We start from the raw sequence: 12473 nt of genomic DNA on the forward strand, positions 1-12473 counted from the left end.
AGCTCAGACCTCATGGCTTTTGAGACGATCATCGTCGAAATCGAAGACCACGTCGCCCTAATCAAGCTCGACAGACCCGATGCGTTGAACGCGCTGAACACTCAGCTTCTGGGTGAGTTGTGCGAGGCGCTCGAGGACGCGGACACCAATGACAAGGTGCGCTGCATCGTCATCACCGGATCGGAAAAGGCATTCGCCGCGGGCGCGGACATCAAGGAGATGTCCGAGATGAGCTTTGTCGATGTTTACACCACCAATCTGTTTGCCGACGCCAACGACCGGATCACCGCGATCCGCAAGCCGATCATCGCGGCGGTGGCGGGCTATGCGCTGGGCGGCGGGTGCGAGTTGGCCATGATGTGCGATTTCATCATCGCCGCCGACACCGCCAAGTTCGGCCAGCCTGAAATCAATCTGGGCGTCATCGCCGGGATGGGCGGCAGCCAGCGCCTGACGCGGTTCGTGGGCAAGTCCAAGGCGATGGACATGAACCTGACCGGCCGGTTCATGGATGCTGAAGAGGCAGAGCGCTCGGGCCTTGTGTCGCGCGTGGTGCCGGCCAAGAAGCTGATCGAAGAGGCGACCGGCGCAGCCCAGAAGATTGCCGAGAAATCGCTGCTGACCGCGATGGCCGCGAAAGAGGCGGTCAACCGCAGCTACGAGGTGCCGCTGAGCGAGGGCATGCTGTTCGAGCGGCGCGTGTTCCATTCGATGTTCGCGACCGAAGACCAGAAAGAGGGCATGGCCGCATTCCTTGAAAAGCGCGCGGCCCAGTTCCGCGACAAATAGGCGGTGCCGACAAGACGGTTGGATCAGGCGGGCGCTGCCCGCCTTTTTTCATGGCGGGCAACAAGGCCAAGAATCGGCTTGGCAAACACTGAAAACTTGGCTATTGACCGCCACCATACATGCGCGTGCGGCCCGCTTGGCCCGATTCACACTCGTGATTTCTGATCTGGTGCGGGTAATTCCGTGACGTGCAACCCTAGACAAACGTACCGAACAAAGGTCAGAGACACATGGCAAACTCGCCCCAGGCAAAGAAGCGCGCTCGTCAGAACGAGAAGCGTTATGCAATCAACAAAGCCCGTCGCTCGCGCATCCGCACCTTCCTGCGCAAAGTCGAAGAAGCAATCGCATCCGGCGACAAGGACGCGGCAACCGCCGCTCTGCGCGCGGCCCAGCCCGAGCTGATGCGCGGCGTCACCAAAGGCGTGTTCCACAAGAACACCGCAGCCCGCAAGATGTCGCGCCTGTCGGCGCGCGTCAAGGCGCTGGGTTGACCTAGCGTCAACACTTGCTGGTTCATTCCAGTTTCGAAGGCGTCGCCCTGTGCGGCGCCTTTTGCGTTGTTGCCAGAATGCCGCGCCTTCACGAAACCGAGAGATTCTTTCGCCCAAAGACCCGAGTCAATATCAGAGTTTCGTTGCCCGGCCCCACTGCCTCTTGCTACGACAGTTTCAGCGATTCACTCGCTTGGGGGGACAGGCTGTTCCTGCGATCGGACTGACGGGCATCAGAATGATCCAGGGGCGAATGTCGGCAACCGGTGCCAACCGGTTTGACGATCTGCTGCGGATCTCGGCTACTCCGATGATCTTGGCCCTGTCGAAAACTGGAACTGCGTGGCGCAAACCGCGGTTTGGGCGGCTGTACTTTTTGGTCGTCGTCAAACAGGCAAGCGTCGTGACCACTGATATTCCCGCCGATTCTTGGGGTTTCGGCGACTGAATATCTGCGCGCGAGTGAACGCATAAGAACCGGGATACCGGTCACAATCATAAGGCCGATTAGGTCAAAAATATTGGGATGCGTGAGGCGCTGGATGACACAAGAAAAATGGGGACAACTGCGTAACAAATTGCTGAAGGCCGTGGGCCGGAACAATTTTACGACTTGGATTGAACCACTGGAATTTCAGGAATTGAAGGGAGGCGTGGCCGTATTTTCGGTTCCGACCAACTTCATGGGGAACTACGTCAGTCAAAATTTTGCAGACCTCATTCTGTACGAGCTGAACACGGCCGGAGAGTCGGTCCAGCGCCTGGCCTTCCGGGTGGCCGCCAACTCACCGGCGCGTCCCGCCGCCGCGGTCCAGCCGGTCGAAGACCAGCCCGAGCCGGTCAATATCGAGCTGGCACCGGAAAGCAACGGAACCAATGAAGCGCTCGAGTCGCTGCAGGCCGCACCGTTGGACGCGCGCTTTACCTTCGACACCTTCGTCGTCGGCAAGCCGAACGAACTGGCCCATGCCGCCGCGCGCCGTGTTTCCGAAGGCGGCCCCGTAACCTTCAATCCGCTGGTTCTGTACGGTGGGGTTGGCCTAGGCAAAACGCACCTGATGCATGCCATTGCCTGGGAGCTGAAGACCAAACGCCCCGAGCTCAACGTGCTATACCTGTCGGCCGAACAGTTCATGTACCGCTTCGTGCAGGCCCTGCGCGAACGCCGCATGATGGATTTCAAACACCTGTTCCGCTCGGTCGACGTGCTGATGGTCGATGACGTGCAGTTCATCGCCGGCAAGGATTCAACGCAGGAGGAATTCTTCCACACCTTCAACGCGCTGGTGGATCAGAACAAACAGATCATCATCTCGGCCGACCGCGCGCCGGGTGAAATCAAGGATCTGGAGGAACGGGTCAAGTCACGTCTGCAATGCGGACTGGTGGTTGACCTGCACCCGACCGATTACGAGCTGCGCCTGGGCATTCTGCAGAACAAGGTGCAGCAATACGCCAAGACCTATCCCGACCTGAAGATCGCCGATGGCGTGCTGGAATTCCTGGCCCATCGCATCTCGACCAACGTGCGCGTTCTGGAAGGGGCGCTGACCCGGCTGTTCGCCTTTGCCTCGCTGGTCGGCCGCGAGATCGACATGGAGCTGACGCAGGACTGTCTGGCCGACGTGCTGCGCGCCTCGGAACGCAAGATCACCGTCGAAGAGATCCAGCGCAAGGTTTCCGACTACTACAACATCCGCCTGTCCGACATCATCGGGCCGAAACGCCTGCGGTCCTATGCCCGCCCGCGTCAGGTGGCGATGTATTTGTGCAAGCAGCTGACCAGCCGGTCGCTGCCCGAAATCGGCCGCCGCTTTGGTGGGCGCGACCACACCACCGTCATGCATGGCGTCAAACGCATCGAAGAGCTGAAGCTGACCGACGGTCAGATCGCCGAAGATGTGGAAATGCTGCGCCGGGCGCTCGAAGCCTGAGCTCCTGCAATTCGGAAAACCGCCCTGGCCCTGCGCGGGGGCGGTTTTTCTGTGCGCATTTTTCCACGATTTCCGCGGAACTGGGGCACAGGGCCGCTCGGGACCTTGACGGTTTGCGCGTTCCAACCCAGAAATCGGTAAAAAATCCTTGTGCCTCAGGGCTGAACCGCTAACTTGCCAGTCCCGCCCATGTAAGCACTCAAATCAGAGGAATTGAGGGTATGAAGATCAGCATCGAACGCGGCACGCTGCTCAAGGCCGTTTCGCAGGCCCAATCCGTTGTGGAACGCCGCAACACGATTCCAATCCTGGCCAATGTGCTGATCGAGGCCGAGGGCGATCAGGTTCTGTTCCGCGCGACCGATCTGGATATCGAGGTGGTCGACAAGGCCCCCGCGCAGGTCGAAAAGGCGGGCGCAACCACGGTTGCGGCAACGACCCTGCACGAGATCGTGCGCAAGCTGCCCGATGGCGCGCTGGTCACGCTGACCGCCGACAGCGCGGCTGGCCGGCTGACGGTCGAGGCGGGGCGGTCGAACTTCTCGCTGGCGACCCTGCCGAAAGAGGATTTCCCGGTGATGGCGTCCTCGGAATACCAGTCGAACTTCACCGCTTCGGCGGCTCTGCTGCGGCGGCTGTTCGACAAGTCGAAATTCGCCATCTCGACGGAAGAGACCCGGTATTACCTGAACGGCGTCTACATGCACGTGACGGATGGCCCCGAGGGCGGCAAGGTGTTGCGCTGCGTGGCCACGGACGGGCATCGCCTGGCGCGGATCGACGCGGATTGCCCCGACGGCGCCGCCGATATGCCTGGCGTGATCGTTCCGCGCAAAACGGTGGGCGAGTTGCGCAAGCTGCTGGAAGATGACGACATGGACATCGCGGTATCGGTCAGCGAAACCAAGGTGCGCTTTGCCACACCCGACATCACGCTGACCTCGAAGGTGATCGATGGGACTTTCCCCGACTACACCCGCGTGATTCCACAGAACAACACCCGTAAGATGGAAGTGGACGCGGCCGAGTTCGCCCAGGCTGTCGACCGGGTGGCAACCGTGTCGTCCGAGCGGTCCCGTGCGGTAAAGCTGCAGTTGGACGGCGACAAGCTGGTCCTGTCGGTGAATGCGCCCGACAGCGGCGCGGCCGAGGAGGAGCTGGCCGTGGCCTATGGCGACGAACGGTTGGAAATCGGGTTCAACGCCAAGTACCTGCTGGAAATCGCAAGCCAGGTGGACCGCGAGAACGCGGTGTTCCTGTTCAACTCGGCGGGCGATCCGACCCTGATGCGCGAAGGCAATGACCAGAGCGCGGTCTATGTCGTGATGCCGATGCGCGTCTGATCGCGCGGGCGCGGGATGCGTCCGGCGCGCGTGTTTGTGCAAGGATGAAGGGAGGGGTCATGGCTTTGGCCCTGACCGAATTGACGGTCTCGCATTTTCGGTCGCACAAGCTGGCGCGCATGGCGCTGGACGGGCGGCCGGTGGCCTTGTACGGGCCGAATGGGGCCGGCAAGACCAATATTCTCGAGGCGGTATCCCTGTTTTCACCCGGCCGCGGCATGCGCCGGGCCAGTGCCGCCGAGATGACGCGTCGGCCCGAGGCGCTGGGATGGAAGCTGAGCGGGTTGCTGGACGTTCAGGGCCGCCGATCCGAGATCGAAACCTGGTCGGAAGCCGGTGCAGCGCGGCAGGTTCGGATCGACGGAAAGGCAGCCAGCCAGATCGATCTGGGCAAGCTGGCGCGGGTCGTCTGGCTGATGCCCGCGATGGACCGGCTTTGGATCGAAGGCGCCGAAGGCCGGCGGCGGTTTCTGGACCGGGTGACGCTGAGTTTCGACCCAAGCCATGCCGAGGCCGCCTTGACCTACGAAAAGGCCATGCGCGAACGGAACCGCCTGTTGAAAGAGCAGGTGCGCGATGCGCCTTGGTACGCCGCGCTCGAGGCCCAGATGGCCGAAACCGGGCATCGCATTCATACTGCGCGGCTGGGTGCTCTGGCGCAGTTGCGTGCGGCGCAGGAGCAAGCCGAGACCGCATTTCCCTCGGCGGAACTGGAACTTGTTCAGTCCGAAGGGGACATGCCCGAAAGCGCGCAGGATCTGTTCGAGGCGCTGGCCGAAAGCCGGTTCCGCGACCTGTCGGCGGGGCGCACATTGGTGGGGCCGCACCGGTCGGATCTGTACGGGGTTTTTGCGGCCAAAGGCGTTGCGGCCAGTGAGTGTTCGACCGGAGAGCAGAAGGCGCTGCTGGTTTCGTTGATTCTGTCCAACGCGCGGGCACTGGCCGCGCAGGTCGGGGCGCCGCCGATCCTGTTGCTGGACGAGGTGGCGGCCCATCTGGACGCGGACCGCCGGGCGGCGCTGTATTATGAAATCTGCGCGCTGGGGGCGCAGGCATGGATGACCGGAACAGGCCCCGAGCTGTTCGCCGAACTGGGCGACCGGGCGCAGTCATTCGTGGTCAATGACGCGGGTGACGGCTCAACCGTCACCCCCGCCTGAGCGGATCAGGCTGGCTCGCTGGCTTTACGTTCCCACAGGAAGGGACGCATCACCTCGTCAACCGGCGTCTGGGCCATGTGGTTGACGTAGTTCGACATGGTTTTCTGCGCCAGGCCTAGGATTACGTCCAGAACGGCGCGGTGCGAATAGCCCGCATCAAAAAACGCCTGCAACTGTGCGTCGGTGACGTTGCCGCGCTGGTTCATCACCTGCAGCGTGAACGTCCGCAGCGCTTCGAGCTTGGGCGAGGGCAGCGAAGTTTCATTGCGCAGCGCTTCGGTGATCTCGTCCGACACCTTCATCATCTTGGCGATGCCGGTATGCGCCGGAACGCAATAGTGGCATTCATTTTCGACGTTGATGGTCTGCCAGACGACTGTTTTTTCGTCGTTGTCGAACTCGGTCTGCAGGAACAGGTGGTGCAGAACCTGGTAGGCCTCCAGGTGCTGAGGGCTTTCGGCCATGACCTTGTGCAGGCCCGGCAGGCGGCCAAACGCGGCCTGCGATTTCTCGAGCAGGGGTTTCGAGCCTTCAGGGGCGGTGTTCAGGTCATGCGAGGGAAAATCGGCCATTTTGGGTCTCCTTTTCTGGCGGCTGAGTCCGAAATAGGCTTTATTGAGCGATCACTCAAGTATATATTTGAGTAATCGTTCAAGAATTGGTGATCACATGCCCCGCAAACCTGCCTATGACCGTGACGCGCTGATCGCGCAGGCCCGAGACCTGTTCTGGCGTCAGGGCTGGGCGGGCACGTCCCTGAAGGATCTCGAGCGTGCGCTGAAGTTGAAGCCAGGCAGCTTTTACGCCGCCTTCGGGTCCAAGAACGCCTTGTATGCCCTGACGCTGGAACGCTATGCGGATGAAGGTGTTGCCCGGCTTGAAGCCTTGGCCGAGGAGCTTGGGCCGCTGGGTGCGCTCAAGACCCAGCCGCAGTTGGTGGTCGAGGCCGCGAACGCGCCTGCAAAGGCCTGCATGCTGGCCAAGACCTATGCCGAGTTGAGCGCAAAGGACCATGATCTGGCGCAACTGGCCGCGACCCATCTGTCGCGGATGAAGGCCTGTTTCGCCGATCTGTTCCGGCAGGCGCAGGCGCAGGGGCAGATCGGTCTCGACCATGATCCCGAGCGGCTGGCGACGCGCTATCAGTCCGACCTTTTGGGCCTGCGCCTGTCGGCCGAGCGCGGCGATGTCGATGCCCGCCAAATCGCTGCTGATATCGCCGCCGATCTGGATAGATTGTGACCGTCTGAGGTCGGCCGATCAGCTCGGCTCGCGGCTGAAAGAACCGGCACAAAATCTGGGGGGATGACGTGACATTCCCCACCAGAGAACGTATAACTTACCAAAATAATATAGGTACTGACGGCATGTCCGAAGACGCACAGGCAAATCAGGAATACGGCGCAGATTCCATCAAGGTTCTCAAGGGGTTGGAGGCTGTCCGCAAACGCCCCGGTATGTATATCGGTGACACCGACGACGGGTCCGGTCTGCACCACATGGTGTACGAGGTCGTGGACAACGGCATTGACGAGGCTCTGGCCGGTCACGCCGACCATGTGACCGTCAAGATTCACGCCGATTCCAGCGTCTCGGTCAGCGACAATGGTCGCGGGATTCCGGTGGACATCCACCCCGAAGAAGGCGTCTCGGCGGCCGAGGTCATCATGACCCAGCTGCACGCCGGCGGGAAATTCGACTCGAACTCGTACAAGGTGTCGGGCGGTCTGCACGGCGTGGGCGTTTCGGTGGTGAACGCTCTGTCCGATTGGCTGGAGCTGCGCATCTGGCGCAACGGCAAAGAGCATTTCGCCCGGTTTGAGGGCGGCGAAACCTCGGAGCATCTGAAAGTGGTCGGCGAATGCGGCGACCGGACCGGGACCGAGGTGCGGTTTCTGGCTTCGACCAATACGTTTTCGAACCTAGAGTATTCGTTCGAGACGCTGGAGAAGCGGTTGCGCGAACTGGCCTTCCTGAACTCGGGCGTTCGGATCATCCTGATTGACGAGCGGCCGGCCGAGCGGCTTGAGACCGAACTGTTCTACGAGGGCGGCGTCAAGGAATTCGTGAAATACCTCGACCGGTCGAAAACTCCGGCCATGCCCGAGCCCATCTATATCAAGGGCGAGCGCGACGATATCGGGGTCGAGATCGCGATGTGGTGGAACGACAGCTATCACGAAACCGTCCTGCCATTTACCAACAACATCCCCCAGCGGGATGGGGGCACGCATGTCGCTGGCTTCCGTGGGGCGCTGACCCGCACGATCAACAACTACGCACAGTCCAGCGGGATCGCGAAAAAGGAAAAGGTCAGCTTCACCGGCGATGATGCGCGCGAAGGCCTGACCTGCGTGCTATCCGTCAAAGTACCTGACCCGAAGTTTTCCAGCCAGACCAAGGACAAGCTTGTCAGCTCGGAAGTGCGACCGGCTGTCGAAGGGTTGATGAACGAGAAACTGGCCGAGTGGTTCGAGGAGAACCCCAACGAGGCCAAGACCATCGTCGGCAAGATCATCGAGGCCGCCTTGGCGCGCGAAGCGGCGAGGAAAGCCCGCGAACTGACCCGACGCAAGACGGCGATGGACGTCAACTATCTGGCCGGCAAGCTCAAGGATTGCTCTGAGAAGGACCCGGCCAAGAGCGAAGTTTTCCTGGTCGAGGGGGACTCGGCCGGCGGATCAGCGCAGACCGGTCGCGATCGTCTGACGCAGGCGGTTCTGCCCCTGCGCGGCAAGATTCTGAACGTCGAGCGTGCGCGGTTCGACCGGATGCTTTCCAGCCAGGAAATCGGCAACCTTGTGATGGCGCTTGGCACCGGTATCGGCCGGGACGAGTTCGACATCTCGAAGCTGCGCTACCACAAGATCGTCATCATGACCGATGCTGACGTGGACGGTGCACATATCCGGACCCTGCTGCTGACGTTTTTCTACCGTCAGATGCCCGAGTTGATCGAAGGTGGATATCTCTACATCGCGCAGCCGCCGCTGTACAAGGTTTCACGTGGAAAGTCAGAGGTTTACCTGAAGGATCAGGCGGCGCTTGACGACTATCTGATCAACCAGGGTGTCGAGGGCGCCGTGCTCAAGTTGGGCTCGGGTGAAGAGATCGTGGGTCAGGATCTGACCCGTGTGGTGGACGAGGCGCGTCAGCTCAAGCGCGTATTGGATGCCTTCCCGACGCATTATCCGCGCCACATCCTTGAACAGGCCGCCGTTGCCGGGGCGTTTGTGCCCGGGGCGGTGGATGCCGACCTGCAGGGCGTGGCCGACAAGGTCGCGGCGCGGCTGGACCTGATAGCGCTGGAATACGAGCGGGGCTGGCAAGGCCGGATCACTCAGGATCACGGTATCCGACTGGCGCGCATCCTGCGCGGCGTCGAGGAAGTCCGCACGCTGGACGGTCCGATGCTGCGTTCCGGCGAGGCACGTAAGACAGGCAGCTTTACCCAGAGCCTGCAGGACGTCTACAACCTGCCGGCCACGTTGGTCCGCCGCGACCGGTCGCAGGCCATCCACGGCCCGCTGGATCTGCTGCGCGCCATATTGGAAGAGGGCGAAAAAGGCCTGTCGCTCCAGCGCTACAAGGGCCTGGGTGAGATGAACCCCGATCAGCTGTGGGAAACTACGCTGGATCCGGATGCGCGGACATTGCTGCAGGTGCGTGTCGATGACATGGTCGAGGCCGATGACTTGTTCACCAAGCTGATGGGCGACGTGGTCGAGCCGCGCCGTGAATTCATCCAGAAAAATGCGCTGAGCGTGGAAAACCTGGATTTCTAGTCACTTCGCAAGACGGCTGAACCGGCTCAACTGACGGCAGTTTTGCTCGGGACGCTCCTACGGCCAAAAAACGTGGCCTGGGAGCGGTTCTGAGTGGCGCGGATCAAGGAAGTTGGACCCAATGCGGGCTTTCTTGGCTAAGTCATCCGTACGGGGCGAGTTCCGTACAGTAGCGATCAAAACTCAGGGATATTGAAAACGTACAGGCGCGATTTCTCGGCATCGTCCGTGAGGATGTAGAGAAGCCCTTTGGCCTCATCCAAGGCGATCCCTTCGGGGTGCTTCACGACCTTTCGGTCTCCATTTTTCATATACGTCAGTTCGATCGTATCTGCTGTTCTCATCTCTGGATCGTACAAAAAGATCTGGCGTCCCTTGTCGCTGAGAATCCACAGCACACCCGACACGGACCAAGCCAAACCGCTTACATCCAGTTCATCGTCATTCACGCGATCCGAGACAAAACCAGATCCACGATCCAAAGGGATGACTTCCTGAATTTCAGTCAGGTCCGGTGAGACAACCAGCAACAGACGCGGTTGTCCTTCAATGACAACGAATACTCGCCCAGTGTCCGGGTCGACGGTGATGCCCTCAGGCCCCTTGTTCAGCGGGTTGCCGACAAGCAGTTCGGCAGCGGCCGGGTACCCCTTGAGGGACGCAAGTGGGACCCTTGTCAGTTGGATAGGGTCGGTTGGTTGAACGACCAATATCGATCGATCGGTTTCCTGAAGGAGCAAAACTGACCCGTCTTTTCGCGACGCGACGCCCTCCAAATCTGATCCGGCCAAAGGCGGCAAATGGAAGGAGTTTCCCAATACTCCGTCGACTCCAAGTAGGTGCAGTTTCGGCTCAGCGTCGCTTACAGACCACAAGAAGCCTTCAGCATTGGACAGCGACAAACCGGAAGGTTCGGAAAATCCCTTAGATTTATCCGCGACTTTGAATCTATCGACCAGAACCAGATCAGCACTTTTTGCAAAGGCAGAGCCACTCCAAGGCAAAAACGCTGTCACTAGGAAGCTGGCCGCAAGAGCGGATCCGCCAAATTTGCAGAAGCGCCGTGAAACTTCAGGTCTTGACGGAAACACGTGCTTTCTGCCCTTCGGTTTTCTCGTGTGTGGAACACACCCCATTATCGCATTCGTATCACAATTTGTCTGTGATGTCGGAAGAATGCGCTTTGAACTCTTTACCTGATCCTCCTTGTTGGGATTGACTTGTAAGGGGCGCGATTTGCGCGTGATGACGTGTACTGTCTGGGCACAAGCAGGAAGGACGATGAGTTGAATACGATTTTCCCGTTTGTGACTGTGTTGTTGATGCTGCTGTTGCCCGCTGCGGCGATGTCGCAAATCGACCCGGCAACGATGCTTGCCGGGGCATCGGAATCGGAAATTCTGATCGAACGCAGATGGATCCAGTTTCGCGGCAAACAGGAACTGTATTTCTTTTCTCTTGATGTGCTGGTCACGATCATTCTGGCCGGCTTGATCGTCTTTCATCCGGTGCGGCGCAAAGCCCGTAGAAGTGTCGGCGACATCGTCATGCCCAGGCTTTTCTTCCTATATGCGCTGATCGGCATGGCGGTGGGGTTCCTGGTCGTCCAGCACGGGTCAATGATCGGGTTCGTTATCTTCGGCATCGGAGCGTTGCTCAGGTTTCGCTCCAATTTGGATGATCCGATAGACACTGTCGAATTGATCGTCGTAACCGTTCTTGGGCTTGCGGTCGGGTTGGGCCTGCCGCTGATGGCCACATTGGTGGCGGTTGTCTGTTGGTGTTTCATTTGGCTCGGAGGGCGAAACAAGGGCGTTGAAATATCGCTTAAGGCTTCGGACGAGGAGCACTCATTGAACGTCAGCAGCGCCATTGAAGCCATGGCAGCCGACGCCGGCTGGAAGCTGATCAGAAAACACCACGTTCCCGGCAAATCCCGAATTTCATTGCTTTTCATTACCTCGGGTGGACTTTCCGAGGCCCGCATCGAAGAGATGATAAACGATTTGGTCCCCGAAAAAGTCGAGTTGAAACTCAGCTTCTAGTCATTTCACAAGGTCTAAACGTTTCAACACCGCATTCGGGGATCTGATCTCTTTCGGGAGCGACTTGAAGTCGACAGACCTTTCGAAATCCGGCCCTCGATATACTGCTATCCCAAACTCTCCGTTCGGCTGGAAGGTTACATGCGTGAAACTGTGAGGTGACCTGGCGCGATCACCGATTAGCCGCCGCGGGCCACCACCCAAGCAAGCTTGCGAAACATAGGCCACGCCGTCTTTCCAGCCAGGGTAAAAAGCATGATGGTGTCCAGACAGGTGCAGAACGACGCCGCTTTGCAGATAGATTCTTTCAAGCGTCGGGTCACCGATGATTTCGCGTTCGCGCTGGATCGCAAACGGCCACAGCGGGAGGTGGCTGAACGTGACAATCGGGTCTCCACCTGCCCCAAGTTGCACAAGTTGGTCCGGCTGATCGCCGGATAGTGGCCCAAGGGTCGTGGCATCCAAAGATGCAAAGGTTATCCCCTGCATTTCAAACGCGTAGAAGAACGGATAGTCATCCGACATCAGGAAGTTGACGTTTGGTTTTCTCGGGCCCCATTCCTCGGCGTATATTTTTCTCTCGCGCTCGAACCCGCGATAGGCCGACGCATCATGGTTTCCCGGCGTGACCGCAAATGGAATTCCGGCAGCCTCCAGCGGGTCGGATACCGCCATGTGAAACGCCTTCCACATCTCTCTGACCTGTTTGTCTGAAAGGTTGGGGATGCGCTGTCCGGCGACCATATCGCCCGTCGAAATCACCAGATCGGGATCAATCTCGATTATCCGCTTGATCGCCTTTTCGATGCGGGCATCGTATTTGACCGAGCCATAGCTGCCGTTCAGATCCGATATGACGATCACGTCCAAAGCGGCCGCTTTGCAGGCGAGCACGACCGTCCAAACGACCGCCGCGACAGTGA

The 12473-nt window shown here is 59.7% G+C and carries 12 protein-coding genes; 9 read left to right on the plus strand and 3 right to left on the minus strand.

The genetic code is table 11. The features are described from left to right. Nucleotides 1-12 precede the first annotated feature (12 nt). The 6 genes from ACR0NY_RS16055 to recF all read left to right on the plus strand — a co-directional run bounded on the left by ACR0NY_RS16055 (nucleotide 13) and on the right by recF (nucleotide 5720). Nucleotides 13-789, plus strand: coding sequence for an enoyl-CoA hydratase (locus ACR0NY_RS16055; RefSeq protein ID WP_093963613.1), 777 nt, complete (start codon nucleotides 13-15; stop codon nucleotides 787-789). Nucleotides 790-1019: 230 nt separating this feature from the next. Beyond that, nucleotides 1020-1283: a 30S ribosomal protein S20 gene (gene rpsT, locus ACR0NY_RS16060; RefSeq protein ID WP_093963612.1), complete on the plus strand. Its 264-nt coding sequence runs from the start codon at nucleotides 1020-1022 to the stop codon at nucleotides 1281-1283. A 238-nt stretch (nucleotides 1284-1521) separates the two neighbouring features. Then, nucleotides 1522-1731, plus strand: a complete 210-nt coding sequence (locus ACR0NY_RS16065) for a hypothetical protein (protein WP_170369902.1) — start codon at nucleotides 1522-1524, stop codon at nucleotides 1729-1731. A gap of 94 nt (nucleotides 1732-1825) precedes the next feature. Continuing rightward, on the plus strand, nucleotides 1826-3217 hold the full coding sequence (gene dnaA / locus ACR0NY_RS16070) for a chromosomal replication initiator protein DnaA (protein ID WP_170342394.1): 1392 nt from the start codon (nucleotides 1826-1828) through the stop codon (nucleotides 3215-3217). 221 nt (nucleotides 3218-3438) lie between these two features. Beyond that, nucleotides 3439-4560 carry a DNA polymerase III subunit beta gene (dnaN, locus tag ACR0NY_RS16075; RefSeq protein ID WP_170342392.1) on the plus strand — a complete coding sequence of 374 codons (1122 nt, stop codon included), beginning with the start codon at nucleotides 3439-3441 and terminating at the stop codon, nucleotides 4558-4560. 59 nt (nucleotides 4561-4619) lie between these two features. After that, nucleotides 4620-5720: a DNA replication/repair protein RecF gene (gene recF, locus ACR0NY_RS16080; RefSeq protein WP_170369900.1), complete on the plus strand. Its 1101-nt coding sequence runs from the start codon at nucleotides 4620-4622 to the stop codon at nucleotides 5718-5720. Between the two features lie 5 nt (nucleotides 5721-5725). On the opposite strand, the gene ACR0NY_RS16085 is transcribed toward recF, so the two are convergent. Next, a complete protein-coding gene (locus ACR0NY_RS16085; RefSeq protein ID WP_170369898.1) occupies nucleotides 5726-6292 on the minus strand; it encodes a carboxymuconolactone decarboxylase family protein in 567 nt (188 codons plus the stop codon). A 97-nt stretch (nucleotides 6293-6389) separates the two neighbouring features. Here ACR0NY_RS16085 and ACR0NY_RS16090 point away from each other — a divergent pair, with 97 nt between their 5' ends. Further along, nucleotides 6390-6962, plus strand: coding sequence for a TetR/AcrR family transcriptional regulator (locus tag ACR0NY_RS16090; protein WP_170369896.1), 573 nt, complete (start codon nucleotides 6390-6392; stop codon nucleotides 6960-6962). A gap of 125 nt (nucleotides 6963-7087) precedes the next feature. Continuing rightward, a complete protein-coding gene (gene gyrB, locus ACR0NY_RS16095; RefSeq protein WP_170369894.1) occupies nucleotides 7088-9505 on the plus strand; it encodes a DNA topoisomerase (ATP-hydrolyzing) subunit B in 2418 nt (805 codons plus the stop codon). A 176-nt stretch (nucleotides 9506-9681) separates the two neighbouring features. On the opposite strand, the gene ACR0NY_RS16100 is transcribed toward gyrB, so the two are convergent. Further along, nucleotides 9682-10596, minus strand: coding sequence for an SdiA-regulated domain-containing protein (locus ACR0NY_RS16100; protein WP_170369892.1), 915 nt, complete (start codon nucleotides 10594-10596; stop codon nucleotides 9682-9684). 195 nt (nucleotides 10597-10791) lie between these two features. Here ACR0NY_RS16100 and ACR0NY_RS16105 point away from each other — a divergent pair, with 195 nt between their 5' ends. After that, nucleotides 10792-11550 (plus strand): DUF4956 domain-containing protein, encoded by a 759-nt coding sequence (locus ACR0NY_RS16105; protein ID WP_170369890.1) that lies wholly within the window; start codon nucleotides 10792-10794, stop codon nucleotides 11548-11550. Here ACR0NY_RS16105 and ACR0NY_RS16110 read toward each other — a convergent pair whose 3' ends face one another. Continuing rightward, the gene (locus tag ACR0NY_RS16110) at nucleotides 11551-12414 is read right to left on the minus strand and encodes a metallophosphoesterase family protein (protein ID WP_367646372.1); all 864 of its coding nucleotides are present in this window, start codon (nucleotides 12412-12414) and stop codon (nucleotides 11551-11553) included. Nucleotides 12415-12473 lie beyond the last annotated feature (59 nt).

This window comes from Ruegeria sp. BJ5, from assembly GCF_056537865.1.

Coding starts and splice junctions, on each gene's coding strand:
- recF (WP_170369900.1), top strand. CDS start 4,620: ATGGCTTTGGCCCTGACCGAATTGACGGTCTCGCATTTTCGGTCGCAC.
- ACR0NY_RS16085 (WP_170369898.1), bottom strand. CDS start 6,292: ATGGCCGATTTTCCCTCGCATGACCTGAACACCGCCCCTGAAGGCTCG.
- rpsT (WP_093963612.1), top strand. CDS start 1,020: ATGGCAAACTCGCCCCAGGCAAAGAAGCGCGCTCGTCAGAACGAGAAG.
- gyrB (WP_170369894.1), top strand. CDS start 7,088: ATGTCCGAAGACGCACAGGCAAATCAGGAATACGGCGCAGATTCCATC.
- ACR0NY_RS16065 (WP_170369902.1), top strand. CDS start 1,522: ATGATCCAGGGGCGAATGTCGGCAACCGGTGCCAACCGGTTTGACGAT.
- dnaA (WP_170342394.1), top strand. CDS start 1,826: ATGACACAAGAAAAATGGGGACAACTGCGTAACAAATTGCTGAAGGCC.
- dnaN (WP_170342392.1), top strand. CDS start 3,439: ATGAAGATCAGCATCGAACGCGGCACGCTGCTCAAGGCCGTTTCGCAG.
- ACR0NY_RS16055 (WP_093963613.1), top strand. CDS start 13: ATGGCTTTTGAGACGATCATCGTCGAAATCGAAGACCACGTCGCCCTA.
- ACR0NY_RS16090 (WP_170369896.1), top strand. CDS start 6,390: ATGCCCCGCAAACCTGCCTATGACCGTGACGCGCTGATCGCGCAGGCC.